22 protein-coding genes and 1 pseudogene are annotated in these 26,740 nt (G+C 72.0%); 9 read left to right on the forward strand and 14 right to left on the reverse strand.

Annotated features, from left to right (window positions below):
* Positions 1 to 329 precede the first annotated feature (329 nt).
* Together AB0E14_RS02875 and AB0E14_RS02880 are read left to right on the forward strand one after the other, a co-directional pair.
* A complete protein-coding gene (locus AB0E14_RS02875; protein ID WP_362410900.1) occupies positions 330 to 1,163 on the forward strand; it encodes a helix-turn-helix transcriptional regulator in 834 nt (277 codons plus the stop codon).
* On the forward strand, positions 1,145 to 1,417 hold the full coding sequence (locus tag AB0E14_RS02880) for a DUF397 domain-containing protein (protein WP_362410903.1): 273 nt from the start codon (positions 1,145 to 1,147) through the stop codon (positions 1,415 to 1,417). Before AB0E14_RS02875 ends, AB0E14_RS02880 begins: the two co-directional genes overlap by 19 nt.
* Here AB0E14_RS02880 and AB0E14_RS02885 read toward each other — a convergent pair.
* Positions 1,404 to 1,859, reverse strand: coding sequence for a hypothetical protein (locus AB0E14_RS02885; protein WP_362410906.1), 456 nt, complete (start codon positions 1,857 to 1,859; stop codon positions 1,404 to 1,406). The two genes, AB0E14_RS02880 and AB0E14_RS02885, sit on opposite strands and share 14 nt — an antisense overlap.
* An 86-nt stretch (positions 1,860 to 1,945) precedes the next feature.
* Here AB0E14_RS02885 and AB0E14_RS02890 point away from each other — a divergent pair, with 86 nt between their 5' ends.
* Both AB0E14_RS02890 and AB0E14_RS02895 read left to right on the forward strand, forming a co-directional pair.
* Positions 1,946 to 2,803, forward strand: coding sequence for a hypothetical protein (locus AB0E14_RS02890; protein WP_362410909.1), 858 nt, complete (start codon positions 1,946 to 1,948; stop codon positions 2,801 to 2,803).
* 229 nt (positions 2,804 to 3,032) lie between these two features.
* Positions 3,033 to 4,406: an FAD-dependent oxidoreductase gene (locus AB0E14_RS02895; protein WP_362410912.1), complete on the forward strand. Its 1,374-nt coding sequence runs from the start codon at positions 3,033 to 3,035 to the stop codon at positions 4,404 to 4,406.
* Positions 4,407 to 4,500: 94 nt separating this feature from the next.
* Here AB0E14_RS02895 and AB0E14_RS02900 read toward each other — a convergent pair whose 3' ends face one another.
* The 3 genes from AB0E14_RS02900 to AB0E14_RS02910 all read right to left on the reverse strand — a co-directional run bounded on the left by AB0E14_RS02900 (position 4,501) and on the right by AB0E14_RS02910 (position 8,538).
* The gene (locus tag AB0E14_RS02900; RefSeq protein WP_362410915.1) at positions 4,501 to 5,157 is read right to left on the reverse strand and encodes a response regulator transcription factor; all 657 of its coding nucleotides are present in this window, start codon (positions 5,155 to 5,157) and stop codon (positions 4,501 to 4,503) included.
* Positions 5,154 to 6,332: a histidine kinase gene (locus AB0E14_RS02905; protein ID WP_362410918.1), complete on the reverse strand. Its 1,179-nt coding sequence runs from the start codon at positions 6,330 to 6,332 to the stop codon at positions 5,154 to 5,156. The genes AB0E14_RS02900 and AB0E14_RS02905 overlap by 4 nt, the downstream gene beginning before the upstream one ends.
* A gap of 64 nt (positions 6,333 to 6,396) precedes the next feature.
* Positions 6,397 to 8,538 (reverse strand): MMPL family transporter, encoded by a 2,142-nt coding sequence (locus AB0E14_RS02910; RefSeq protein WP_362410921.1) that lies wholly within the window; start codon positions 8,536 to 8,538, stop codon positions 6,397 to 6,399.
* A gap of 240 nt (positions 8,539 to 8,778) precedes the next feature.
* Between AB0E14_RS02910 and AB0E14_RS02915 the strand changes: the two genes are divergently transcribed.
* Positions 8,779 to 10,650: a LuxR C-terminal-related transcriptional regulator gene (locus tag AB0E14_RS02915; RefSeq protein ID WP_362410924.1), complete on the forward strand. Its 1,872-nt coding sequence runs from the start codon at positions 8,779 to 8,781 to the stop codon at positions 10,648 to 10,650.
* Positions 10,651 to 10,907: 257 nt separating this feature from the next.
* Here the strand turns inward: AB0E14_RS02915 and AB0E14_RS02920 are convergent.
* A pseudogene (locus tag AB0E14_RS02920) lies at positions 10,908 to 11,774 on the reverse strand (glycosyltransferase family 2 protein); the annotation flags it as partial.
* Between the two features lie 214 nt (positions 11,775 to 11,988).
* Here AB0E14_RS02920 and AB0E14_RS02925 point away from each other — a divergent pair.
* Positions 11,989 to 13,416, forward strand: a complete 1,428-nt coding sequence (locus AB0E14_RS02925) for an FAD-binding oxidoreductase (protein WP_362410927.1) — start codon at positions 11,989 to 11,991, stop codon at positions 13,414 to 13,416.
* Positions 13,417 to 13,455: 39 nt separating this feature from the next.
* On the opposite strand, the gene AB0E14_RS02930 is transcribed toward AB0E14_RS02925, so the two are convergent.
* The 3 genes from AB0E14_RS02930 to leuA form a co-directional block, all read right to left on the reverse strand.
* Positions 13,456 to 14,148 carry a TerB family tellurite resistance protein gene (locus AB0E14_RS02930; RefSeq protein ID WP_362410930.1) on the reverse strand — a complete coding sequence of 231 codons (693 nt, stop codon included), beginning with the start codon at positions 14,146 to 14,148 and terminating at the stop codon, positions 13,456 to 13,458.
* A 123-nt stretch (positions 14,149 to 14,271) separates the two neighbouring features.
* A complete protein-coding gene (locus AB0E14_RS02935; protein WP_362410933.1) occupies positions 14,272 to 15,576 on the reverse strand; it encodes a choice-of-anchor A family protein in 1,305 nt (434 codons plus the stop codon).
* Between the two features lie 192 nt (positions 15,577 to 15,768).
* Positions 15,769 to 17,526, reverse strand: a complete 1,758-nt coding sequence (gene leuA / locus AB0E14_RS02940; RefSeq protein WP_362410936.1) for a 2-isopropylmalate synthase — start codon at positions 17,524 to 17,526, stop codon at positions 15,769 to 15,771.
* Positions 17,527 to 17,819: 293 nt separating this feature from the next.
* Between leuA and AB0E14_RS02945 the strand changes: the two genes are divergently transcribed.
* From AB0E14_RS02945 to AB0E14_RS02955, 3 genes are all read left to right on the forward strand, one after another.
* The gene (locus AB0E14_RS02945) at positions 17,820 to 18,866 is read left to right on the forward strand and encodes a M4 family metallopeptidase (RefSeq protein ID WP_362410939.1); all 1,047 of its coding nucleotides are present in this window, start codon (positions 17,820 to 17,822) and stop codon (positions 18,864 to 18,866) included.
* Between the two features lie 12 nt (positions 18,867 to 18,878).
* On the forward strand, positions 18,879 to 19,142 hold the full coding sequence (locus AB0E14_RS02950) for a protealysin inhibitor emfourin (protein ID WP_362410942.1): 264 nt from the start codon (positions 18,879 to 18,881) through the stop codon (positions 19,140 to 19,142).
* 93 nt (positions 19,143 to 19,235) lie between these two features.
* A complete protein-coding gene (locus AB0E14_RS02955; protein WP_362410945.1) occupies positions 19,236 to 21,146 on the forward strand; it encodes a sialidase family protein in 1,911 nt (636 codons plus the stop codon).
* 40 nt (positions 21,147 to 21,186) lie between these two features.
* Here the strand turns inward: AB0E14_RS02955 and era are convergent, their stop codons facing one another.
* The 6 genes from era to AB0E14_RS02985 form a co-directional block, all read right to left on the reverse strand.
* Positions 21,187 to 22,128, reverse strand: coding sequence for a GTPase Era (era, locus tag AB0E14_RS02960; protein WP_362410948.1), 942 nt, complete (start codon positions 22,126 to 22,128; stop codon positions 21,187 to 21,189).
* A 49-nt stretch (positions 22,129 to 22,177) separates the two neighbouring features.
* Positions 22,178 to 23,143 carry a DUF916 domain-containing protein gene (locus tag AB0E14_RS02965; protein WP_362410951.1) on the reverse strand — a complete coding sequence of 322 codons (966 nt, stop codon included), beginning with the start codon at positions 23,141 to 23,143 and terminating at the stop codon, positions 22,178 to 22,180.
* A 73-nt stretch (positions 23,144 to 23,216) separates the two neighbouring features.
* A complete protein-coding gene (locus AB0E14_RS02970; RefSeq protein ID WP_362410953.1) occupies positions 23,217 to 24,560 on the reverse strand; it encodes a beta-xylosidase in 1,344 nt (447 codons plus the stop codon).
* A gap of 217 nt (positions 24,561 to 24,777) precedes the next feature.
* On the reverse strand, positions 24,778 to 25,260 hold the full coding sequence (locus AB0E14_RS02975; RefSeq protein ID WP_362410956.1) for a hypothetical protein: 483 nt from the start codon (positions 25,258 to 25,260) through the stop codon (positions 24,778 to 24,780).
* 194 nt (positions 25,261 to 25,454) lie between these two features.
* Positions 25,455 to 25,817 carry a cytidine deaminase gene (locus AB0E14_RS02980; protein ID WP_362410959.1) on the reverse strand — a complete coding sequence of 121 codons (363 nt, stop codon included), beginning with the start codon at positions 25,815 to 25,817 and terminating at the stop codon, positions 25,455 to 25,457.
* Between the two features lie 27 nt (positions 25,818 to 25,844).
* Positions 25,845 to 26,582, reverse strand: a complete 738-nt coding sequence (locus AB0E14_RS02985) for a hypothetical protein (protein WP_362410963.1) — start codon at positions 26,580 to 26,582, stop codon at positions 25,845 to 25,847.
* Between the last annotated feature and the right edge of the window lie 158 nt (positions 26,583 to 26,740).

Raw genomic sequence — 26,740 nt, forward strand, 5'->3', positions numbered from 1 at the left:
GGCGCCGGCGAGGAGCCGTGCCGTTTCCACCGTGCAGCGTCCCAATTCGATGAGCGGCGGCCGGGACGGGGAGTCGGCGGCGAGGTGACGACGTCGAGCCCGAGGGAGGGAAGCACGATTCCCGCCCGCACGAGTGTCTCGCGCAATTCCGCCACCGTCTCGCTCGCTTCTTCGACGGCCCCCGTGATCGACCGCGTGCCTTGTTCCTTCACCAACGCATCCCTTTCCGAATCCATTTCTCACTTACCGCCCCCAGCGTGGTCCCGGATCCCTAAACTCGATAGATGCGCAGGTCCTACAACTGCGGGGCAGTATGGAGGAGTTAATCCATGGCCAAAGCAAGGCGGCAGGACACGTGGGCGTTCTTCGGCCAGGAGCTGAAGGCCCAGCGGGAGACGAAGGGGCTCACACAGACGGAGTTGGGCGATCTGGTGTTCGTTTCCGGCGGATACATCGGCCAGTTCGAGCAGGGAATTCGGAAGCCGCAGCTGGATGTGGCGCGGCGAATCGACGTGGTCCTACAAACCGGTGGCTTTTTCGAACGGACGTGTAAGCGACTCATCAACGCCTCGCCGTACGCGACCTATTTCGAGCCGGTGGTCGAGCTGGAGCGACTGGCGACGAAGATCTGCGAGTTCGCACCGACGGTGGTGCCGGGGTTGCTGCAGACGGCGGAGTACGCGCGGGCGGTGACGTTGGCGGCGAACCCATTCGCGACGGACGCGTACGTGGAGGAGAAGGTCACGTCGCGACTGGACCGGGCCCAGATCCTCAAGCGCACTACAAGGCCCGAGTATTGGGTGATCGTGCATGAGAACGCGTTGCTGACGCCGGTGGGCGGGGCGGCGGTGATGGCCGCACAGTTGGAGCATCTTGCGACGCTGGCGCGTGAGCGCGTGGCTCTGGTGATGGTGCTGCCGCGCACGACGGGCGCGCACGCGGCGATGGGCGGCATGCTTCAAATCATGGAGTTCCAGGACGCACCCCCAACCGCCTACACAGAGACCTCGTTTTCAGGAACTCTGCTGGACGATCCGGCAGTGGTGAAGCAGACACAGCGCGCCTACGATCTGCTCAGGGTTGCCGCGCTGTCGCCGGAGGCGTCCCTGGCTCTGATCGAATCGGCGGCGGAGGACTACAGACGATGCGCGAGTACGACCTGAGCAACGCCCACTGGTTCAAGAGCTCGCACAGCGACGGTGACGGCGGCAACTGCATCGAGGTCTCGTACGACTTCGTCGGAGCCACGTGGCGCAAGAGCAGCCACAGCAACGGCGAAGGCGGAAGCTGCCTCGAAGTCCTCGACAACATCCCCGGCGTCGTCCCCGTCCGGGACAGCAAGAACCCCGCCGGCCCCGCCCTCGTCATCGCCGCGCCCGCCTGGGCGGCGTTCGTGGCCGGGGTCAGGAAGGGCTGACGATCAGGCCGATCGTCGCGAGGACGCCCGCCGCGAAGGACAGGACCGCGATCCGCTGCGCGCCCCGCACGTAGCCCTTGCGGCGCCCGCGCTCCTGGCGGACCGTCGACATCGTGCCCATGTGCACGATCTTGGTGTTCGTGGGGTGGTGGACCAGCGGGTACTCGTCGCCGACCACGTGCGCGGAGCCGAAGTTGACCCCGGTGTTGTGCCGGGCGGTGCCTCCGGTCGGGGTCGGGAAGTCGTACGTGACGCTCGCGTAGCCACGCGGGCCGAACGGCTCCAGACGCACGAGGCGCGACCGCACCTCGATACCGGTCTCGCTCAACTCCGTCATCTTCTTCAGCTCTGACCGCTCACCGGAGATGAGCATCAGGCCGAAGATGCAGACCGGCACGGACGCGATCATGAAGCAGACGAGGACTGCGGTCACCAGGTTCACAGGCGGACCGTACGACACCACGCGCCCCACCCGAAACCCCCACAGGCTCTTCACCCGTGGGGATCCGGCGACTTACGATCACGCGCATGTCGATCACTTCGCCCATACCCGTCCTCCATGGCGACCGAGGTACCGAACTCCGCTCCGAGGGCGAGGGGTTGCTGCTGCGTCGGCGGGACGACGAGCTGCGCATCCCGCTCGTGGCGATCGCGCGCGTACGAGCCGAGAGGCGAGCCGTCACGATCGAGCTGACGGCCCCCGCGGGGACCGAGCCGACCGAGTACGGGGTCACGGACGTGAGCGCCGCCGCCGCCACGGCCTTCGCCGACGCGGTGAACGCAGCGCTGCCCGAGCGCACCGCGGACGAGCCGGCGGTCGACGGCTCCACGCTCGTCGTCACCCGGAGCCTGGTCTCCGGCGGCGACGGGGAGGACGGGGAGGACGGGGAAGCCGACGACGCGCGGCCTCGCGGACTCCCCAAGCCCGCGAAGTGGGCGACCTGGGCGACCAACGGCGCAATCGCGGTGCTCGCCGTCGCCGTCGGAGTGGCCGACCGGAACTGGGGCCGAGGCATCGCGACGCTCCTGCTCGGGGAACTCGCCATCGGGGCCGTCTTCCTCGCCTGGGCAGGACTGATGTCCGTGTGGGAGGGCTGGTACCTGCGCCGCTACGGCATCACCGTGGAGACCCGGCAGGTCTACCGGAACGGCACGGACACCAACGCCTACACCGCCACCGACGGCGTGACCCGCTACGTCGGCGGCACCGACAAGGGCAGGACCGTCCGGGTCGCCTACCACCCGCGCAAGCCGGGGACCGCCGTCGTCCTCACCGGCCTGGGCGATCGGATCGGGGGCCTGATCCTGTGCCTGGTGATCGCCGGCATCGCGGGCCTCATCGCCTGGGGTGTCGTCGCCCTCGCGCTGCCCGCCTTCGGCGGGTGACCGCCCCCCGTCCTACTTGATGAGCGCGTTGGCGGCCGCGATCGCCAGGCCGATCGTCGCGTCCGCCAGGCCACCCACCCTCGCCCCCAGGCTTCCTTTGGGAAGCCATAAGTCCGCCTTATGTGGTCATAGACCGGGGGTGGGTACCGGCGCGCTACGGGCGTTATTTAGGGTGACCTAAGTGACGACACCCATCGTCGTCACGTCGTTTTGCGAAGGGAACCCAGACATGACCCGCCCCCTCCGGGTAGCGATCGTCGGCGCCGGCCCCGCCGGGATCTACGCCGCCGACGCGCTGCTGAAGTCCGAGGCCGCCAACGAGCCGGGCGTGTCGATCGACATCTTCGAGCGGATGCCGGCTCCCTTCGGCCTGATCCGGTACGGCGTCGCGCCCGACCACCCGCGCATCAAGGGCATCATCACGGCCCTGCACCAGGTGCTCGACAAGCCGCAGGTCCGCCTCTTCGGCAACGTCGACTACGGCACGGACGTGCACCTGGACGACCTGCGCTCGTTCTACGACGCCGTGGTCTTCTCGACCGGCGCCATGGCCGACCGCGAGCTGAAGATCCCCGGCGTGGAGCTGGACGGCTCCCTCGGCGCGGCCGACTTCGCGTCCTGGTACGACGGCCACCCGGACGTCCCGCGCACCTGGGACCTGTCGGCCGAGAAGGTCGCCGTGCTCGGCGTCGGCAACGTGGCGCTCGACATCGCGCGCATCCTCGCCAAGACGGCGGACGAGCTGCTGCCGACCGAGATCCCGGCGAACGTCTACGACGGGCTCAAGGCCAACAAGGCCGTCGAGATCCACGTCTTCGGCCGTCGTGGCCCGGCGCAGGCGAAGTTCAGCCCCATGGAGCTGCGCGAGCTGGACCACTCGCCGAACATCGAGGTCATCGTCAACCCCGAGGACATCGACTACGACGACGGCTCGATCGCCGAGCGCCGCAAGAACAAGCAGACCGACATGGTCGCCAAGACCCTGGAGAACTGGGCGATCCGCGACGTCGGCGACCGCCCGCACAAGCTCTTCCTGCACTTCTTCGGGTCGCCGGTCGAGATCCTCGGCGAGGACGGCAAGGTCGTCGGCCTGCGCACCGAGCGCACCGAGCTGGACGGCACCGGCAACGTGAAGGGCACCGGCCAGACCACGGACTGGGACGTGCAGGCCGTCTACCGCGCGGTCGGCTACCTCTCCGACGAGCTGCCCAAGCTCCCCTGGGACACCATCAGCGGCACCGTGCCCGACGAGGGCGGCCGGGTCATCGAGGAGGGCGGCGCGCACCTGGCGTCGACCTACGTGACCGGCTGGATCCGTCGCGGCCCCGTCGGCCTCATCGGCCACACCAAGGGCGACGCCAACGAGACGGTCGCGAACCTGCTGGACGACTTCGCGAACGACCGGCTCCTCACGCCCTCGAACCCGGAGACGGACGCGGTCGTCGCCTTCCTGGAGGGCAAGGGCATCACGTACACGACGTGGGAGGGCTGGTACGCCCTCGACGCCGCCGAGAAGGCCCTGGGCGAGCCGCAGGGCCGTGAGCGCGTGAAGATCGTCGAGCGCGAGGACATGCTCCGCGCGAGCGGTGTCGAGCTGGGCTGACCCGCCCACTCGTCCGCCCTCCCGGGCCCCCACCGGTCACGTACCGGTGGGGGCCCGGCCCGTGTCCGCGACGCGCCGCGATGCCCGGCGCGCGTCAGCGGCTCGGGGCCACCAGGCCCGACTCGTACGCGGCGATGACCAGTTGCGCCCGGTCCCGGGCGCCGAGCTTGCCCATGATCCGGCTGACGTGTGTCTTCGCCGTGAGGGGCGAGAGCCCCAGCGTCTCCGCGATCTCCGCGTTGTTCAGGCCCCGTGCCACCAGCGCGAGCACCTGGCGCTCGCGCTCCGACAGCCCTTCCGGGCCTCCCGTCACCGGCGCCTCCGGCGTCGCGAGGACCCTGGCTATCAGCAGCGCCGTCGGGCCGGGGGAGAGCAGGGACTCCCCCGCCGCCACCGTGCGGATCGCCGCGAGGAGCTCGGCCGGGCGGATGTCCTTGACCACGAAGCCCGAGGCGCCCGCCCGCAACGCCTCCACGATGTGCTCGTCCGTGTCGTACGTCGTGAGGACTAGCACCTTCACCCCGGCCAGGTCCTCGTCGGCGGCGATCAACCGGGTCGCCCCGATCCCGTCGAGCTCGGGCATCCGGACGTCCATGACCACGAGGTCCGCCCGCGCCGAACGGGCCAGCTCCACCGCCTCCCTGCCGTTGGCCGCCTGGCCCACGACCTCCATGTCGGGCGCCGAATCGACCAGCATGGCGAACGACGCCCGGACGAGCGTCTGGTCGTCCGCGAGCAGCACCCGGATCACGCCGTCACCCTCTCCCTCGCCACGAGCGGCAGCGCCGCCGTGACCTCGAACCCCCCGCCGGTCCGCGGGCCCGCGCTCAGTGTCCCTCCCACACTCCGCGCTCTCTCCCTCATTCCGAGAATCCCGTACCCGGAGCCCCCGCCGGCCCCGCCCGAACGACCGGCCCCACCCGAGCCGCCCGAGCCGACGCCGCCGTTGACCACTCGTACCGTCAACACCTCGTCGACCAGGCCGACATCGACCCGCACCCCACCGCCGCCCGCACCCCCGTGGCGGACGGCGTTGGTCAGGGACTCCTGCACGATCCGGTACGCGGCCGCCGCCACCGCCGCCGGGACCTTCGCCTCCCCCGTCCGAAGCGTCAGTTCCGCGCCGGAGGACCGTACGAGATCGGGCAGCGAGGCGAGATCCGGCAACGGACCTTCCGGGGCCGCCCGCAGCACGTCCAGCGTCGTGCGCACCTCCGCACGTGCCTCCCGGCACGTCTCGGCTATCCCGTCGAGCGCCCGGGCGAGCGCCTCCCGGTCGAGCCTGTCCGGGTCGGCGACCAGGACATGCGCGGCGACCGACGTCTGCACGCCGATGAGGGTGATCGAGTGCGCCAGGAGATCGTGCAGGTCACGGGCGATACGCAGCCGCTCCTCGGCGACCTTCCGCTCCCCGTCGCGCTCCGCCCGCTCGACCACGCTCGCCACCAGCTGCCGGTAGAGCCGGATGCTCGCGCCGAAGACCAGCATCGCGATCACCCAGCCGGAGACCCTCAGCAGCTCCACCATCTCGTGCGGGTTGACGAAGATCTGCATGGTGAGCGTGATGGACGTGACCGAGAGGCCCACGAGCAGGGTCCGCTGCGGACGGCCGGTGGCCGCGACCGTGTACAGCGCGGTCATCGAGGCGGGTATCGGCGCCAGATGCATGTAGTCCAGGGCGTGGTACGGAGCCACGCAGGCCACCACGGCGAGCAGCACCGGCATCGGAGCCTTGCGCCGCCACGCGAGCGGGACGTGCGCGGCGAGCAGCAGCGCCCAGCCGACCAGGTCCGGCCGGCGGCCGTCGTCGACGGTGAGCGCGATCACCACCGCGAGGACGGCGAAGACAGCGGCGGCCGCCGCGTCGCACCTCACCGGGTACGGCGCCGCCTGCGGGTCACGGGTGAAGGCCGCTGCGAAGTCCATGACGTTCATCCTCCCTGCGGGCGGGGGCTCCTGACAGTCCGGGAAGCCCCCCACCCGCCCCCGATCACACCCGTACGGGCATCCGCTCGGACCCCGAACCGCCCGTTGACGGACCGCCGTCGGACGGACCGCCGTCGGACGAACCGCCCGTTGACGGACCTTCCGTCGAAGAACCGCCCGTCGACGAACCGCCCGCCGACGCACCCGCCTTGGCCAGCGGTCCCGGCCACCACACCTTCCGGCCGAGCAGCACGCTGGCGCTCGTGACGAGGTACGTGCGGACCAGGAAGGTGTCGAGCAGGACGCCGACCGCGATCACGAAGCCCAGCTCCGCCAGTTGCACCATCGGCATGTTGACGAGGACCCCGAAGGTGGCGGCGAGGACGAGCCCCGCCGAGGCGATCACCCCGCCGGTCGTGCGCAGCGCGGTCAGGGCCGCGGCGCCCGGCTCCGCGCCGTTCAGGCACTCCTCGCGCATCCGGTGCATCAGGAAGATGCCGTAGTCCACGCCGAGGGCGACGAGGAAGACGAACGAGAGCAGGGCCAGGCCGGGGTCGGTCCCCTCGAAGCCGAAGAGCGACTCGAAGACGAGACCGCCGATGCCGAGGGCCGCGCCCCAGACCGCGACGACGGCCGCGACCAGGATCAGTGGTGCCACGAGGCTGCGCAGCAGCACGACCAGCACGAGGAGGACGACGACGATGACGAGCGGCACGACGATGTTCCGGTCGCCGGCGTTGGTGTCGGTCATGTCGAGCTGTTCGGCGCTGGGCCCGCCGACGTACACACCGTCGCCGAGCGCGGTCCGCAGCTCCCTGATGGTCGCGGTCTCGGCCGCCGACTGCGGCGGTACGGAGGCCACGACGGAGATCTCCGTCCAACCGCCGCCGCTGCGGCCCCGCTCGGCCTTCGCGACCCCGTCGGTCGCGAGGGCGGTCCGGAGAGCCTCGGGAACCGCGCCGGTCGGGGCGACGACGGTGAGGGGCTGGGTGCCCATCTCCGGATACGCGGCGGCGAGCGTCTTCATCGCGGCGACCGCCTCCGGGGTGGAGGTGAAGGTGTCCTCCTGCTTGAGGGCGCCCGGCAGGTTCAGCGCGCCGAGCGCGAGCGCAGCGAGCGCCGCGGCACCCGCGACGAGGACGGCGAGCGGTCGGCGGCCCGCCGAGGAGCCCATCACCGCGAAGAGGGAGCGGCGCGCGGCCTTCGGCTCGCTGCCGTACGCCGGGATCAGCGGCCAGAACACCCGCCGGCCGAGGACGACGAGCAGCGCGGGGAGCAGCGTCATCATCGCGACGAGCGCGCACAGCACGCCGACGGCGGCCGTGGGCCCCATGCCCCGGCTGCTGTTCATGTCCGCGGCGAGCAGGCAGAGCATCCCGAGCGCGACGGTGCCGGACGAGGCGAGGACGGCGGGCCCGCAGCCGCGCAGGGCGGTGACCATGGCGTCGTACGGCCGCTCGGTGCGGCGCAGTTCCTCGCGGTAGCGGGAGACGAGGAGGAGGGCGTAGTCGGTGCCGGCGCCGAAGACGAGGATCGTCATGACGCCGGTGCTCTGGCCGGAGACGCTGATGTCGAAGCCCTGGTGGAGGGCGTACGTGACGGCCATCGAGAGGTAGTCGGCGACGCCCGCGACGACCAGCGGGACGAGCCAGAGGAAGGGGCTGCGGTAGATGACGATCAGGAGGATCGCGACGACGGCGACGGTCGTGTAGAGGAGCGGGCCGTCGAGGGAGTTGTAGACCTCGCCCGCGTCGGTGGCGAGCGCGCCGGGGCCGCCGACCTCGCCGCTCACCGTCTCGCGCACGTCGAGGACGAAGGCGTCCCTGGCTTTTTCGTCCGTACCGGGCTCGGTACTGGACACCGCGTACAGCAGGGTGGTGCCGTCCTTGGACGGGACGGGGGCCGGGGGCGTGGTGAGCGGGTGCTCGGCCGCGACCCGCGCCACCTCCCGGGCGGCGGTGGCCTTGTCGGCGGCGGTCAGTCCGCCGTCACGGTGGTAGACGAGCACGAGGTCGGTGGAGTCTCCGCCGGGCAGTTGCTCGCTGATCTTGGCGACCTGGGTCGAGTCGGCGCTCGCGGGCAGATAGTCGACGGCGCGGTCGCGTTGTACGTCGCCGAGCTTTCCGGCGAGGGGTGCGGCGAGGGCGATCACGATCACCCACAGGGCCAGCACGCCCCAGCCCACGATTCTCTTACGGCCCTCCATGGCGGGGGCTCCCTCCGGTCGGTCGGACGAGTCGGTCGGATGTGTCGTCCGGTCGATCCCAGATTCCCGTCGCCCCGACCTGGATTCGTCGCGCTGACGGCCGAGTTGAGGGCTACTGCCAGGGGTGGTGCGGAGGCCCGCGTACTCCCCCGGGAGTAAGCCGGGAGTAAGCGGAGGCCGTACGCGCCGGGCGCTCATATTCTGGAAGGACCGGCACGGCCGGAAGGGAAGTGAGCGGCGATGGCCGTCCCCGTCGAAGAGGCCCCCGCGGTCGAGCGGGCGCGGGACGCGGCGGCCCGGGACGCGTGGGCCGAGGCGTACGTCCTGCTGCGCGAGTCCGACCGGCACCCCTCCGCGGCCCTTGCCCCCGAGGATCTGGACCTGCTCGCCGACGCGGCCTGGTGGACGGGCCACGTGGACGAGTCGGTGGCCGCGCGGCTGCGGGCGCACGCGGCGTACGGGGCGGCGGGCGACCACCGGGGCGCGGGGGCCGTGGCCTGGTGGCTGCACTTCGAGTACCAGTGCCTCGGCCGCCCGGCGGCCGCGGCGGGCTGGCTGCACCGGTCACGGCACCACCTGGAGCGCGAGCCGGACTGCCCCGAGCAGTGCTTCCTCGCCTGGACGGACGCGGAGGAGGCCCAGCAGCGCGGGGACCCGGCCGCCGCTCTCGCCGCCGCACGCCGGATGACGCGGCTCGCCACCGCGTCGGGCGACCCGGGTCTGATGGCCCTGGGCCGGACGACCGAGGCGGCGGTGCTGCTGGCCGAGGGGCGCCGGGAGGAGGGCATGGCCCTCCTCGACGACGCGATGGTCGCGGTCCTGGCGGGCGAGCTGAGCGGCATGTACACCGGTTTCCTCTTCTGCCTGGCGCTCAGCCAGTGCATGGAGGCGGCCGACCTCGCCCGTGCGGTGGAGTGGACGGACGCGGCGATGAGCTGGTGCGAGGTGCCGTGGTCCCGGCACGTCCGGCCGCCGGAGCCGGAAGGCGCGGGAACGCCCGCGCCGGGGAGCGCCGGACCACCGGCGTCGGCCCCCGAGCCGGCGCCCGGCGCGGGCTCCTTCACGGACAACCCCTTCCGGGGCCTGTGCCGGATCCACCACGTCGAGGTGCTGGACCTCCTCGGGGCGTGGACGCTCGCCGAGGACGAGGCCGGGCGGGTGTGCGGCGAGGTGATGGTGGACAGCCTGGACGTGGCCGCCGAGGCGTACTACGAGGCCGGGGAGATCCGGCGCCGCCAGGGGCGCCTGGACGCCGCCGCCCGCGCGTACGCGCACGCCCATGAGCTGGGCAGGGTCCCGCAGCCCGGCCTCGCGCTGCTACGGCTGGCGCAGGGCAAGGCCGACGCGGCCGTGGCCGGTCTGCGGCTCGCCCTGGCCTGCGACCCGCACCACGGGCTCCTGGGCCGGGCCAGGCTGCTGGCCGCCATGGTGGAGGTCGCGCTGGCCGTCGGGGACGTGGCGGGCGCCGAGGCGGCGGTCGTGGAGCTGGAGGGGCTCGCCGGGGCCGGGGGCGCGCCGCTCCTGACCGCCATGGCCGACACCGCACGCGGCGCCCTCGCGCTCGCCGGGCACGGACCGGCCCTGTTGCCGCTGCGCAGCGCCCTCGCGGGCTGGCTGGAGCTGCGGGTGCCGTACGAGGCGGCGCAGGTACGGATGCTGCTGGCCGCCGCCGACCGGGCCGCCGGGGACGAGGAGGCGGCCCGCCTGGAGCTGGAGGCGGCCCGTGCGGCCTTCGACCGGCTGGGCGCCGTGCCCGACGCGCGTCGCGCGGCGGCCCTGCTGACGCGGCGGCGGCGCCAGACGCTGCCCGGCGGCCTGACGGCCCGCGAGGCCGAGGTGCTGCGGCTGGTCGCGTCGGGCGGCACGAACCGGGAGATCGCCCAGGCCCTGGTCATCAGCGAGCACACGGTCGCCCGCCACCTGAACAACATCTTCGCCAAGCTCGACGTGACCTCCCGCACCGCCGCCTCGGCCTACGCCTTCGCCCACGACCTGGTCCCGCCCGCGTCCCCGCCCCGCTCCCCGCCGTCCGCTCCCGCCCCGCCCCACTCCCCGCCGTCCGCTCCCGCCCCGGTCCCCGCGCCGACGGGCGAGCCGCCACCCGTGCCGTGAGTGTCCTCCTCGCGCGGAAGGTCTGATCCGGCGGGGGACGCCAGGGGGCCGGTACGCGGCGGGAGGCGCCGTTGCGCGGGGATGCGCGCAGGTACCGACGGGCCGCCGAGGTGTCTCCTCAGGGCCCGGACCGCGGTCCGGGCCGCTCGGACAGCTGCCCACAGCCTGGTGACGGTGAGCAGGAGGGAGGGGGTGCCGTAGCGCATCAGCGCGTGCCGCACGCGCGGTCCCGGGGCCACCGGCTCGCCGCGGACGTGATGGCGGCGCAGCTGGGCGCGGGCGCGGCGGAAGAACTCGGCCCGCCGCTCGTGGGGCAGCCGGCCCGAGTCGAAGTACAGCCGCGTGTAGTGGTTCGCGATCTTCCGGTAGAGCCCCGGCCGCCAGCGGTCGAACTCCGCCCGTCCTTCGAGGAAGGCGAACACCCGGTCGTACTGGTCGATGATGTCCAGGTGGCGGGGCGAGGGCGTGGAGAGGATCGAGCCCGGCCGGGCCTGCAGATAGTCCACGCACACCCGGTCGAGCACCGCGATGGAGTGGGCCGACAGCAGGGCCTGGTAGCCCCAGGGGGTGTCCTCGTACAGGCCGGGAGGGAAGCGCAGCCCGAGCCGCTCGACGTAGTCCCGCCGGTACGCCTTGTTCCACGCCACCATGAGCACGGTGAGGAGTCCGGGCCGCTCGGAGACGCGGAAGGTGCCCGGACCCCGCTCCGCCAGGTGCGCCGCCCGTTCGTTGCGGACCTTCTCGCCGTCCGGATAGGTGAGCGCGAAGTCGTAGACCAGGATCTCGGGGGAGCCGGTCGCCTCCAGCCGGTCGGCGACGGCCTGGAGCGAGCCGGGGGTGAGCCGGTCGTCGCTGTCGAGGAAGAGGACGTAGTCGCCGGTGGCGAGGGCCAGTCCGGCGTTACGGGCCCGGCCCAGGCCTACGTTGCGGGGCAGGTGGACGGCGGTGACGCGGGGATCTCGGGCCGCGTACCGGTCGATGATCTCGCCGCACGCGTCCGGGGACCGGTCGTCGACGGCGATCAGTTCGAAGTCGGTGAACGACTGGCCGAGGACGGAGTCCAGACTGTCCCGGAGGTACTCCTGGACGCGATACGCGGGCACGATGACACTGAACCGGGGCACGGCACATCCCAAAGCCGAGTGGGTGCGGGGACCTGCCTCCCAGAACCCCGGCCCGGCGTCGCGGTCACGCCGGTTGGGGCGAACGGGTGACGATCCCGTCGACGGGACGACGCCGCCCGCCCCCGCATGGGCCGTTTCGCCCATGTCCGCGCGGCGCGCGATGTGGGTGGTTCGGGCGATGCCCGCGCCCGCGCACCCGGCCTAGAACGGGTGCATGGACACCACCGACCCCCTCACCACGCTCCCCGACACCCCCCACCCCGCGCCCCTCCCCCTCGAAGGCCTCGAAGCCCTCGACACCCTGCGCGGTGCCGTCCGCGGCGAGGTCGTCGTGCCCGGCGACCCGGACTACGACGAGGCCCGCAAGGTCTACAACGCCATCCACGACCGGCGACCCGCCGTCGTCGTCCGGGCCGCGGACGCGGGCGACGTGATCGCCGGCGTCCTCTTCGCCCGGGACCACGGGCTGCCGCTCGCGGTCCGGGGCGGCGCGCACGCGGTCGCCGGGTACGGGACCGTCGACGACGGGCTCGTCGTCGACCTGTCCCCGATGCGCGCGGTGCGCGTCGACCCCGCGGCCCGTACCGCCCGCGCCGAGGGCGGCTGCACCTGGGGCGACTTCAACCACGCCACGCACGCCTTCGGCCTGGCCACCACCGGCGGAGTCGTCTCCACCACCGGCATCGCCGGGCTCACCCTCGGCGGCGGGATGGGCAATCTCGCCCGCCGCTACGGCCTGAGCTGCGACAACCTCGTGGAGGCCGATGTCGTGACCGCCGACGGCACCCTCGTCACCTGCGACGCCGAACGGCACCCCGACCTGTTCTGGGCGCTGCGCGGCGGCGGAGGGAACTTCGGCGTCGTCACCTCGTTCGTCTACCGGCTGCACCCGGTCGACGACGTCCTGGGCGGCGTGGTCTTCTACCCGCTCGACGCGGACGTGGCCCGGAACTGGCGTGATCTCGTCGCCGGCTCACCCGAGGAGCTGAACACGATCTTCGTCATGGTGCTCGGCCCCGACATGCCGTTCCTGCCGGAGCGCTGGCACGGCCGCCCGGTCTGCGGCCTCGTGACCTGCTTCAGCGGCCCGCCCGAGGAGGACGGGAAGGTGCTCGCGCTCCTCGACGAGCTGGGTCCCGTCGTCGGCCGCTTCGTGGAGCGGATGCCGTATCCGGTGGTCAACACGCTCTTCGACGAGGACCTGCCGCCCGGGCTCTACCACTACTGGAAGGGGAACTTCAGCCGCGATCTCTCGGACGGCGCCATCGACGTCCACGTCCGCTACGGCGCGACCCTGCCCTCGATGGAGAGCGACACGGCGATCTTCCCGATCGACGGCGCCTGCCACCGCGTCGGCCCCGAGGAGAGCGCCTTCGCCTACCGGGACGCGAGCTTCTCCGCCGCGTTCGGCACGACCCACACCGACCCCGCCGACAACGAGGCGAACATCGCCTGGACCCGGGCCTACGACGAGGCGCTGCGGCCGCACACGCAGGAGGCCGGCTACGTCAACTTCATGGACACCGACGACCAGGACCGCGTACGGGCCAACTACCGGCAGAACTACGACCGGTTGCGGACGGTCAAGCGCCGCTACGACCCCGGCAACCTCTTCCGCCTCAACCACAACATCGAGCCGTGAGCGGCCCTCAGGCCCTCAGGTCCTCAGGTCCTCAGGTCCTCAGAGCAGCGTCCGGGCCGTCGCGAGGAGACGTGCCGTGTCGTCCGCGCAGAGCGCGAGCGCGTTGCCGACGGTGTTCAGGACGTCCCGCTCCGACGGGGTGTACGCCCCGTCGGCGAGCGCGATCCGCGCGCCCTGGAGCAGGATCGATTCCCGCCCGGAGAAGGCCAGGTGCGGGGCGAGCGGCTCCAGGGCCTCGTGCAGCTCGATGGCGAGGGCCGCGCCCCCGCAGTCGGCGTCCGGCAGGAACCGGCCGGTGTCGGCGGCGAGCGCCTCGACCAGGTCGGTGAGCTGGACTCCGGTGCACTCGTCGTACCCGGCGGAGCGGACCGCCGCGACGGCGGTGTCGACGGCCGTACGGGACTCGGTGCCGCCCGCCGCGAGCACGGCGAGGGCGACCGTGTGCACGGCGTCGCGGAGCATCGCCGCGAAACGGCTGGTCGTGGGGTGGTCGAGCGCGTCGGTGCCGAAGTGCGTGTGACAGCCCGCGCATTCGATCACCGGCCCGGCGTGGCCCCGGGGCAGCAGCGGCACGCCGAGGACGGCGAACCGCCGGCGTCCGGTCCTGCGGCGGTAGTTGCGGTCGCCGCCGCACTCCTCGCAGAAGAACTCGCCGTCCCCGATGGTGTTCCAGGAGGTACGAATGCCGCAGAGAATTACTTTTCGTCCACGTGACTCTCGGGCAGACAGCACGCCGCACCTCCCTTGACGAACCGGCGACTTTGCCGACGTGGGGAGTGATGTTAGCCACATCCTTGATGTGGCGTCAGCACCCCGTCAGCAGATCGCCACCGACTTGGCCGAGACGCGACACCGTCAGGAGAGCCGCCCGCGCCGCCTGCGCACCGAGTACGCGACGAATCCACCGCCCAGGGCCACGGTGGCGATCGCCACCCCCACGACACCCGGTCCGAACGCGGATCCGGTACTGGCGAGATCACCCTCAGGGGTGGTCGGGGCGGGCGCGGGCGTCCCGGGGGCGGCGCTCTCCGCGGGCGTCGAAGGGGACGCGGACGGCGCCCCCGGCTCCGTACCGCCGGGCTGCTCGGACTTCGGCTCCTCGGGCTCGGGCTGCTCGGGGACGACGGTCGGCGTCGGCTTCGGCTTCTCGGGGGTGACGGGCTCGCCCGGCTCGGCGGCCTTGGGCAGGCAGCCGGTGAACGTCATCTGGTGGGTCTCGGCGCCGGGGACGGAGAGCAGCTCCTCGGCGACGACCGCGCCGTTGACGTGGCCGGGGCCGACGCCCTTGCCGCCCAGCTCCACCGTGGCGCGGGGCGCGAGGATCGTGCCGGGCCAGGAGGTGTAGTTCTTCTTCACGCTCTCGGCCTGCGGGAAGTTCCACAGCAGCGCGGAGCGGACCTGCTTGAAGGCCGCGCTGCCGGCCGCGTAGTCGTCCTGGACGAAACGGCCCGCGGTCTCGTCCCAGAGGTTCACGCCGTACGTGGGGGTGGCGCCCATGTCGTACGAGCCGCCGATCACGTTGACGAGGGTCGTGGCGCCGGCCGGGACCTTGATCGAGATCTCGGCGGCCTTCTCGAGGTCGCCCGCGGCGACAGCGAAGACGTTGAGCTCCTTGTCGGTGCCGGCCAGGAGCAGCCCGTGGGAGCCCTGGGGCACGGCGACGGTGCCGTTCGGCGTGACGGCGGCCCAGCCGGACGAGAGGTTCCGCAGCGCGGCGAACTCCTTGCCGAAGTCGACCGGGGAGGCGCCGGGCCCGTGCCGTCCGTCGACGGCGAAGTCGGCGCTGGAGCGGTCCTGAAGGCGTCCGTAGACGGCGCTGCCCTTGGACACGACGACCTGGTTGGCGTGGAGGGTGCCGCCGACGACGAGGCTGTGGCCGCCCGGGAGCTTCGCGAGGTCGGCGTCGGAGAGCCGGGAGCCGACGGAGAAGCCCTGGCCCGTGGCGGCGTCGCCGAAGCGCGCGTCCCCGCCGACCGCGACCGCGCCCTCGGAGTCGGAGAAGCGCGTGGAGTCCTTCTCGACGAACTCGGCGTAGCCGCCGGCGACACCGAGGGGGGCGCACGACAGGGCGGCCGTCGGGGCGGCGGAGGCGGCCGGGGCCCAGAGGAGGGCGGTGCCGGTGACCGCGAGGACGGCGGCCGCGGCAGCGGGCGTACGCATGACGGAACTCCAGGTCAGGGAGTGCGGAAGGGGGGCGTCCGAGTGGACGAGCCGAACCTTCCGGCACTCCCTGATGTGGCGTCAACTGCCCGCACATACGGGTAATTCAGGCACTGCCGACCGATCTTCCTTAAGTCAACCTGAAGGGGTGACCCAGATCACAGCCGGGCTTTCGGCGCGGCCGACACGCGGTCAGCGCGCGGAGCGGTTGACCGCCGAGACGACGGCCTTCAGCGAGGCGCGCGTGGTGTTGGCGTCGATGCCGATGCCCCACAGGACCTGGCCGTCGATGGCGCACTCGATGTACGAGGCGGCCTGCGCGGAGGCGCCCTCGCTCATCGTGTGCTCCTGGTAGTCCAGGACCCGGGCGTCCACGCCGGCCGCCGCCAGGGCGTCGATGAACGCGGAGATCGGACCGTTGCCGGAGCCGCTCAGGACGGTGTCGACTCCGTCCACGACCGCCTCGACGGTCAGGGTGTCGGTGCCGTCGGTGTCCGAGGTGGACTGACCGGAGCGCAGCTGGATGCGGCCCCAGGCGTTGTCCGGGTTCGGCAGGTACTCGTCCTGGAAGACCGACCAGATCGCGGCCGGGGTGACCTCGCCGCCCTCGCTGTCCGTCTTCTGCTGGATGATCTTCGAGAACTCGATCTGCATCCGGCGCGGCAGGTCCAGCTTGTGGTCGTTCTTCAGGACGTACGCGATACCGCCCTTGCCGGACTGCGAGTTGACCCGGATGACGGCCTCGTAGGAGCGGCCGACGTCCTTGGGGTCGATGGGCAGGTACGGGACCGCCCACTCGATCTCGTCCACGGTCCTGCCCTGGGCGGCCGCGTCGGCCTCCATGGCGTCGAAGCCCTTCTTGATGGCGTCCTGGTGGGAGCCGGAGAAGGCGGTGTAGACCAGGTCGCCCGCGTAGGGGTGGCGCGGGTGGACCTCCATCTGGTTGCAGTACTCGCTGGTGCGGCGGATCTCGTCGATCTGCGAGAAGTCGATCTGCGGGTCCACGCCCTGCGAGAACAGGTTCATGCCCAGCGTCACCAGGTCGACGTTGCCGGTCCGCTCGCCCTGCCCGAACAGGCAGCCCTCGATGCGGTCGGCGCCGGCCATGATGGCCAGCTCGGCCGCCGCCACCGCCGTACCGCGGTCGTTGTGCGGGTGGACGGACAGGCAGACGTACTCCCGGCGGGTCAGGTTGCGGGACATCCACTCGAACCGGTCCGCGTGCGTGGACGGCGTCGAACGCTCCACGGTGGCGGGCAGGTTGAGGATGATCTCGCGCCCCTCCTCGGGCTGCCAGACGTCACAGACCGCCTCGCAGACCTCCAGGGCGAAGTCCAGCTCGGTGTCGGTGAAGATCTCGGGGCTGTACTGGTAGCCGAAGACGGTCTCGTCGCCCAGCAGCTTGTCCGCGTACTCCATGACCAGCCGCGTGCCGTCGACGGCGATCTGCTTGATGTCCTCCTTCGAGCCGCGGAAGACGACCCGGCGGAAGGTGGGCGCGGTGGCGTTGTACAGGTGGACGGTGGCGCGCCTGGCGCCGACCAGGGACTCCACGGTCCGCTCGATCAGGTCCTCGCGGGCCTGGGTCAGTACGGAGATGGTGACGTCGTCCGGGATCGCGCCCTCTTCGATGATGGAGCGCACGAAGTTGAAGTCGGTGTCGCCGGAGGACGGGAAGCCGACCTCGATCTCCTTGTAACCCATGCGCACCAGCAGGTCGAACATCTCGCGCTTGCGGGCGGGGCTCATCGGGTCGATCAGGGCCTGGTTGCCGTCGCGCAGGTCGGTCGACAGCCAGCGGGGGGCCTTGGTGACGCGCTGCTCGGGCCAGGTGCGATCGGGGATGTGGACGGCTTCGTAGCGGCCGTACTTGTGGATCGGCATCCCGGACGGCTTCTGCGTCTGGGTGGCGTTGGTGATGGGCGTGGGGCGGCCGACAGGCTGGGACATTGCGTAGGGCTCCTCGGGGTCCAGAAGAGGGACGGCCGACTGTCGAACGCAACACCAGGTCCCGCGGGGAGGGGGTCGGCCTACGACTACAGGCCCTCGCCGCGGCAGCTAAGGAGAAGCAGCCCGAAACGCATGATGTGCCGCAGCCTAGCCCAGGTCCGTGGAGCGCGGACCTCCTGTTTCAGTATGCGGGACGGCCGGACTGTCAATACGAAAAGGTGACGTATCACTCCATTTCGCGGATCATGGTCGCCCCTAGTGACACTGGCGTGACCCAGTGCCACATTGCTGGGATGACTTCTGTCTTCTGCACGATCGTGCCGCCCCACCTCCTGGAGCACCTGGCCGCCTCCGCGAACCCGGCCGTCGCGGCCGTCGCCCGGCGCACCCTCGTCGCCGACGCGGCGAACCGCACGAACCGCGCCCTGGCCCTCCCGGCGGCGCCGACGGCGGTCGCGCCGAGCGCCGGACCCGCCCGCCCCAAGCGGACGATCTTCGACGCCCAGGGCGCCACGGAGCTGCCCGGTGTCACGGTCCGCGAGGAGGGCCAGGAGGCGACGGGGGACGCCACCGTCAACCGCGCGTACGCGGGGCTCGGCGCCACCTTCGACCTCTTCCTGAAGGCCTTCGACCGGGACTCCATCGACGGCGCGGGACTGCCCCTGCTCGCGACCGTCCACTACGACCGCAACTACGGCAACGCGTTCTGGAACGGCGAGCAGATGGTGTTCGGCGACGGTGACGACGAGATCTTCCTCGACTTCACCCTCCCCGTGGACGTGATCGGCCACGAGCTGGCGCACGGCTTCACGCAGTACACGGCGAACCTGGAGTACTTCAGCCAGTCCGGCGCGCTCAACGAGTCCGTCTCCGACGTCTTCGGCGCCCTGGTGAAGCAGTACGGCCTCGGCCAGAGCGCGGACGAGGCGGACTGGCTGATCGGCGAGGGCCTCTTCCACCCGAACGTCCAGGGCACGGCCCTGCGCTCCATGAAGGCCCCCGGCACGGCCTACGACGACGACGTCCTCGGCAAGGACCCCCAGCCGGGCCACATGGACGACTACGTCCGCACCAGCAGGGACAACGGCGGCGTCCACATCAACTCGGGCATCCCGAACCACGCCTTCTACCTGGCGGCGACGGAACTGGGCGGCCGCGCCTGGGAGCGCGCCGGCCAGATCTGGTACGACGTGATGACGGGCGGCACGCTCACTCCCGAGACCCGCTTCACCGAGTTCGCGGCGGCCACGGTGGCGGCGGCGAAGGCGCGGTACGGCGACGGGGCGGAGATCCAGGCGGTCCTGAAGGCGTGGGCGGCGGTGGGCGTGGCGACGGACTGATAGACCTGCGTCATGCGTATTCGAGTACGGCGCACCGGTGGTTTCGCGGGGATCGAGCGGTCGGCCGAGGTGGACACCTCCGGCCGGCCGGACGCCGGGGAGTGGGCCGCGCTGGCCGCCACCGTCGTCCGGGAGGGGGACGGTGACGTCCGGGGCGGGCCGGACGGGTTCTCGTACGAGATCACCGTCGACGGCGAGACGGTGCGCTGCTGCGATCCGCGGCTGACGGAGGCGCAGCGGGCGCTGATCGAGAGGGTGCTGAAGGAGGGGGCGTAGGGCTCCTCCGGAGCGCTGACCTCCAGTTATCGTCGATTCCTCGCGCGGACAACTCCCCCTCACCATCGGGGCATTCGTGCGAACATACAGCCCGTGCATATTGATCATCTTCTGTCACGGGCCGCCCGCCGCGGGGTGCTGAGCGCGTTCGCGCTCACCCTCCTCGCCGCCGGTGCGCTCGCCCCCTCACCGGCCTCCGCGGCCGAACCGGCCATCAACCCCAAGGTCTCGACGCCGTTCGACATCGGCGTCGACGCCGGCTACGCCTGCTTCCGCATACCCTCGGTCGTCAGGACGGTCTCCGGTGACCTCCTCGCGTTCGCCGAGGGCCGGGTCGACGACTGCACCGACGACACGCACGTCGACATCCTCGTGAAGCGGTCGACGAACAACGGCCAGAGCTGGGATCCGGCGGCCAAGGTCGTCGTCGGCGCCACCGACGACTTCGCCAACGGGAACCCGTCGCCCGTCGTCGACACCGCCTCCGGACGCGTCTCCCTGGTGTACGCCTCGTCGAAGGTGCACGACCGCGGCAACCGCACCGTGCGCGTCGTCAACAGCGAGGACGGCGGCACCACCTGGGGCGAGCCCCGGCAGCTGCCCACGTACATGAAGCCCGAGTGGGGCTGGGTCTCCGTCGGTCCCGGCCACGGCATCCAGCTGACCCGTGGCGCGCACAAGGGGCGGCTCGTCGTCACCGGCGACCACAAGAACAAGGACAATCTGCGCGCCGGCGCGCAGCTGTACGTCAGCGACGACGGCGGCCAGAACTGGACCTTGGGCGCGTACACCGACACGCCCGCCGTCGCCCCCGCGGGCAGCACGGCCGTCCCCCAGCAGCCGGGCGAGGTCGCCCTCGTCGAGCGGACCGACGGGTCGCTGCTCTTCAACGCGCGCGACCGGCTCGCCTGCGGCTACAACGAGCGGCGGCTCGACGCGGAGTCGACCGACGGCGGCAACTCCTTCACCCGCGGCTTCGAGCCGGTGGGGGATCTCGACTCGCCGCCGGTCTTCGGCTCGCTGCTGCGCCTGAACGCCACGGACACCGGTGACGCGGGCAACCGCATCCTGTACTCCGGCTCCTCCAGCACGGGCAGCACCGTGGCGGACCGGAAGGACCTCACGATCCGCTCCACCACCGACGAGGGCCGGACCTGGTCCGGCACCGGCACGGTCGTCGCGCCCGGTTTCGCCGGCTACTCCGACCTGACCCTCCTGGCGCCCGGCACGGTCGGGATGGTCTACGAGTCGGCCCTGAGCTACCCGCACGGCCGCTTCATCCGGTTCTCCTCCTTCACGGACGGCCAGCTGAAGGCCCAGGAGACCGTGGTGCGCGAGCAGCGGACCACCGACTCCGCGGGCGACCACCGCGACTCCCCCGCCGTCCAGGGCGGGCCGGTGCAGACCTCGCGCGGCGCGGGCAAGGCACTCGCGCTCGACGGGGTGGACGACCAGCTGCAGACCACGTCCTGCTCGCCGGACCTCCAGATCGGCGCGGCCGACTTCACCCTCACCGCGTGGTTCCGCTACTCCGCGACGAGCGGCGCGCACCCGATCCTGTGGGCCTACGGCCAGGGTCCTGACGCGCCGCAGTTCTGGCTGCGGGCGGAGCCCGGCAACGGGCGGATCCACGGTCTGGTGGACACCGGCGCGGGTCGCGACGCCGTCGACGTGACGGTGCCCGGCGCGTACAACGACGGCTCCTGGCACCTCGCCGTCCTCACCCGCGAAGGCAAGCAGCTGCGGCTCTCCGTGGACGGCACGGCGACCGGCGTCTCCGCCGCCGGCGCGGACGCGAGCGGCGCGATCACCCCGGCCGACCCGCCGGTCCTCCGTGTCGGGTCCCGTCCGGACGGCATGGAGCACTTCGCGGGCGCGCTGGACGAGGTCCGGCTCTTCGCGCGGGCGCTGACCCCGGCCGAGGCCGAGGCGGCGGGCAACAGTGCCGCCGTCGACGCGACGACGGAACGGTTCCGCCTGGGCTTCTCCGCCCTGTGGAACTGACGGCCCCGGGGGCCTCGGCCCCCTCGGGCCCCTCAGTGCCCTAGAAGCCGAGCTTCCTGAGCTGCTTGGGATCCCGCTGCCAGTCCTTCGCGACCTTCACGTGGAGGTCGAGGAAGACCGGGGTCCCGAGCAGTGCCTCGATGTGCTTGCGGGACTTCATCCCGACCTCCTTCAGGCGGCTGCCCTTCGGGCCGATGATGATCCCCTTCTGGCTGGGGCGCTCGATGTAGACGTTCGCGTGGATGTCCAGGAGCGGCTTGTCCGCCGGGCGGTCCTCGCGGGGGATCATCTCCTCGACGACCACCGCGATCGAGTGCGGCAGCTCGTCCCGTACGCCTTCCAGCGCGGCCTCGCGGATCAGCTCGGCGACCATCACCATCTCCGGCTCGTCCGTGAGGTCGCCCTCCGGGTAGAGCGGCGGGGACTCCGGGAGGAGCGGGATCAGCAGGTCGGCCACGAGCTGGACCTGCTTGTCACCGACGGCCGAGACCGGCACGATCTCGCGCCATTCGAAGCCCAGCTCCTTGCCGAGCTGGTCGACGGCGATGAGCTGCTCGGCCAGCGTCTTGGAGTCGACGAGGTCGGTCTTGGTGATGATCGCGACCTTCGGGGTCTTCTTGATCCCGGCCAGCTCCTTGGCGATGAAGCGGTCGCCGGGGCCGAGCTTCTGGTCGGCGGGCAGGCAGAAGCCGATCACGTCGACCTCGGCCCACGTCGTGCGCACGACGTCGTTCAGCCGCTCGCCGAGGAGCGTGCGCGGCTTGTGGAGGCCGGGCGTGTCCACCAGGATCAGCTGCGCGTCCGGGCGGTGCACGATGCCGCGGACGGTGTGCCGGGTGGTCTGCGGCCGGTTGGAGGTGATCGCCACCTTCTGGCCGACCAGAGCGTTCGTGAGGGTGGACTTGCCCGCGTTGGGGCGGCCGACGAAGCAGGCGAAGCCGGCCCGGTGGACGGCTTCGGATTCTTGGTTACGAGCGCTCATGGGGGCCATTCTCCCCGATCCCCGGCCGCTGACGTACCTCGGCGCCTCCTCAGTCCGCCGCGGAGCCCGCCCGGCCCGCCTGGACCCGCCGCACCCGCAGCGCGATCAGCGCCACCGCGCCGCCGACGAGCACCACGCCGGCCGCCAGCCACGGCAGCGCGAGGAAGGAGGCCCGTCCGGACTCCCGCACGTCCTTGGCGGTGGCCGTGAGCGTCACCTCGCCCCAGTCGAACTGCGGCGCGCCCGTCCACCGCTCGCTCAGCCGGATCTTCTGCCGGGGCAGCAGCTCGGAGGGGATCTTCGCCAGGTCGCGGGCGAGCAGGGTGCGGCCGAAGACCCCCTCGGCGCGCAGGGCCACCTTGGGGTTGAGCGTCACGTTCCCGCGGTTGTGGAGGGTGTACGAGACGACGGCGGTGGACGTGCCCGCGCCGGGCACCAGCGGCCGGTCCTGGTCGAGGGTGACGTCCTCGACGGCGAGCGCAGGGACGGTCGGGCCGTTCACCCGGAGGTAGACCCGGGCCCCGACCGCCCGCTGGACACCGACGGCGACGGAGCCGGTGCCCGCCTCGATCCGCTCGTCGAGGGCGACGACGGCGCCGGGGTGGTCGCCCGGCTCGGCGTCCTCGGGGACGGTCAGGGTGTAGGGCACGGTGACCGCGGAGCGGGGCGGCACGGTGACACGGCTCCGCTCGGGCTTGATCCAGGCTCCGGCGCCGGTCTGCTTCTCCTGGCTGGTGCGGACGGCGAAGCCGCCGTCCCGCTCGGTGTTGTAGGCGTCGGCTCCGTAGAGCCGGAAGGTCAGCGGGGCCCCGGTCTTGTTGGCGACGGTGACCTGGTCCTTCAGGGTCGTGCCGGGGTCGGCGGAGAGGTAGAAGTACGGCCGGCTGCCGAGCTGGGAGGCGGCCGGGTAGACCGCCCACTCGCCGTTCTCGGCGGCCCGGGCTGCGGGGGCGGCCACCGCGCCGATCAGCGTGAGCGCCGTCACGAGGAGAAGGACGTACAGCTTGCTGTGCACGGTGCGGAGACCTCCCGTGGTTCGGAGCGGGCCGACCGGGTGCGCGCCCGGCCCGCCGTGGTCGTACTGCCGATCAGCTGAGCGTCAGCGTCAGGACGCCCGCGTACGAACCGGGCGCGGTGAACGCCGGGACGTCGAGGGAGACCTTGGCGTCGACGGTGAACTCACCGCCGGTGAGCGTGCCGTTCGGGGTCGAGGCGAGGGTCGCCCCGCCGCTGCCGACCGCGCCCGCCGAGCCGGGTACGCAGGTGCTCGGGCTGCCGGCCTTGGTGGTGCAGGCCGGGGTCCAGCTGAGCGCGCCGGCGCCGATGGAGCCGCCGGGGCCGGTGAAGTCGGTGACCTTGCCGGTCAGGGACCAGCCCGCGGGGCCGCCGCGGAAGTCCTTGACCGTCACCGTCTTCAGGTCGCCGGTCGCCGCGCCGCCCTGCCCGAAGTCGACGGACGACAGCTGGACCGCGTCACCGGCCTGGGTCATCGACAGCTGGCCCGCCGTGACCGCCGCCGTCAGCTTCTGGCTGTTCGGTGGCTGCGGGGTGTCGTCGACGACGGTGTACGCGGCCGGTCCGGCACCCTTCTCCGGGTCCCAGGCCGCCCCCTCGTACGCCACGATCCCGGTGGTTGCCTTGTCATTGACCTTCAGACGGGCGGCGAACCCGCCCTCGCTGTCGGTCGTGACGGTCATCTTGTCGGCCGTCTCCGCCCCGCCTGCCCGGCCGACGACGGTGACCTCGGCGAGCGGGGTGAACTTGGCGCCGGTCACGGTGACCCGGACCCCTGGTGCGCCGGAGGCCGCGTCGAGCGAGACGCTCCGCTCGTTGGCGCCCGGCTGCGCGCTGGCGACGACCGTCTCGGAGACGGGCGCGGGCGGGTTGAGGACCGTGCAGGGGGTGTCCAGCTCCATGATGTAGCTGGTGTGGATGTTGTAGTCACCGGGCGAGAGGGTGATCGATCCCGGCGCGGTGACCGTGAAGGTGCCGGTCATCGAGAACGACGGGAACGTGCCCTTGCCGGGGACCGGCGGGTTCTTCTTGGGCCCGGCGACGGTGACCGCGCCGGACTGGGCGCCGCCGAGGGCGACCTTGCCGGTCGGGGTCATGATGTCGGCGGGCAGCGCCAGGTCGACGGGGTTCGAGGCGGCCGGCTTGGTGATCGTGTACGTCACCGTGACGGTGTCGCCGACCTTGGGCGCGGCGTTGTCGACCGTGATCTGGGCCTTCGTGACGCCCTCGATGGGCGGGATGCCGGCGATCGGCGGCGGGACGCAGCGGGTGGGGAATTCCACCTCCTGCGAGGTGGGCCCGAGCGCGCCGGCCGGAGCCGCCAGTGCGCCGCCCGCGGCGAGCACCAGGGCCGTGGCGCCGAGGGCGGCGGTCCAGCGCCGTCTTCGGGTCCGGGTCCGGATGGGCGAAAGTGCCATGTGTGTGCCCCCTCCTGAGGGATGAGAGGGCGCCATTGACGGCTGCGGGCCAGGAGAAGTCAATGGAATCGAAATGCACCGACTGATGACCCATCAGATAGTGTCAAGATCGACGTTTCCCCTGGTCACAGGGGTTCCGGCGCGACCCCGCGGGGCAGCACAGGTACCGGCGCCGCCTGCGGCGACGCCGGTGAGGGAACGGTGGAGCGGTTGCGCGCTAGAACACGAACGGGCCGGGCGACTGCGAGGTGACCGCGTCGCAGTTGACGGTGACGCCGAAGATCGTCATCGTGAGCGCGGTGCCCGCGAAGTACGAGTTGAGGCTGTCGCCGGCGGCCACGGTCCCGTTGAGCGGGCCGATGGTGACGGACTGGTTCGCCGCCAGGGCCGGGTTCTTCTGGCCGGTGAACACGCGGGTGCCGCCGCCGCCCTTGGCCATCGTCAGCGAGGCGTTGATGGTGTCCGCCCCGACCGCGACCGGCGTCTTGACGGCCGATGTGAGGGTGATCGTCGCGGCGGTGCCGCTCTGCGTGGCCGCCAGGGTGGCGAGCCCGCCGCCCCAGATCCCGCAGTCGTACGTGGCCGTGGCCGAGCCCGGCGTCACGGCGCCGGCGGCCGGGGCGAAGGCGAGCCCGGTGACCGCGAGCGCACCCGCGAGGACCGCGCCGATGCCTAACCTGCCGCTGTTGCTGCCTCTCATGGTCGTACCCCTTCCCGATGAAGCACGCAGGGGTGCGGACGCTGCGTGAAGGCGTGAATCTGACGGTCCGTCGGACCGGTCGCTGCTATTGATGCGCAACGGACCGGGGAAGACAAGAGACGTTTCGTTGATTCTTCACAAACACACAAAGGGGGCCCGGCGCGCCGCCGGGCCCCTTCTGATGCGGGTGGACCTCAGCCCGCGGTGACCGCCGCGCGCAGCTGCCCGTCCGGCCCGGCGAGCAGCACCGGGGTCTCGGGCCCGCCGAGGTCGCGCACGGCCGCGCGGTCCTCGTCCGAGGCCGCCTCCGCGTTCGAGACGACGGCGGCGGCCTCCAGGGACTGGGCCCCGCTGGCCACGGCCATCGCCACGGCGGTCTGGAGGGCGCTCAGCTTGAGCGACTCCAGGGCCACGGTCCCGGCCACGTAGGTGCGGCCGGTCTCGTCCCGTACGGCCGCACCCTCGGGCACACCGTTACGGGCGCGGGCGCTGCGCGCCAGCGTGATGATCTTGAGGTCCTCGGCGCCGAGGTCGCCGTGGTCGGGCTGAAGTGTCATGGACCGAGGATAGGTCGGGGCACGGGGTCAGCTCTTGGCGCCCTTGACGAACTTGTCGGTGGCGAGCTTGCCGAGGGCGTCGAAGTCCTTGTGGCCGGAGGCGGCGGCCGGGTCGTGCGCCAGCCTGATCACACCGGTGCCCTGACGGGCGACCAGCAGGTTCACCTCCGTCTCGTAACCGAAGTCGGCGATGCTCAGCTTCAGCCGCAGGGCGTGGGCCTGCTCGGCGCCCTGCGGAGCGGTGAGCTTCGCGACGGTGGCACGCACCTTCATATCCTCCGCCGTGGCACCGAATTCGGTGCAGGCCTCCAGGGCGGCGCCCAGCTTCGTGACGAAGTCGGTGGCACCGGTGCCCGCGAAGGCCAGGACCTCCTGGTTGAGCGTCGTGGCTCCGCCCCGCTCGAAGTCGCCCGAGGCACCGAGCGTCGCGCCGGAGATCTTCTCCGAGAGCAGGCCCGCGATCGGCAGGCATTCGGGCTTGTCGACCTTGGTGAGAGTCGGGCCCTCCTCCGCCTTGGCGGTCTTCCAGCCCGACGGCAGGTCCTTCGCCTCCAGGACGGCGGCCTTCATCTGCGCGGCCGTCAGCGGCGTCGCGGCCGGGGCGGACGACGGGGCGGCCGAGGTGCTCTGCTCGGCGGCCGGCTTGTCGGCGGCCTTGTCCTTGCCGGTGCCCTTGGCGCCGTCCGAGCCACCGCAGGCGGCGACGAGGGAGAGGGCGGAGACGGTGAGGGCCGCGGCCAGGCCGTGGCGGACGCGCGTACGCATGGTGGTGGAACCTTTGGTGGGTGCGAGCGGAACGGAGGGACCGGCACCAGTGAGGGATCGGCCGGAACGGCAGGAGGATATACGGCGGCTGTGACGTTCCTGTGGGCCGGGCTCCTCCGCCGGTCGGCGCCCTCCCGGGCGGAGCCCAGCTCCAACGG

It is taken from the genome of Streptomyces sp. NPDC047981 (assembly GCF_040653315.1).
GTDB lineage: Bacteria > Actinomycetota > Actinomycetes > Streptomycetales > Streptomycetaceae > Streptomyces.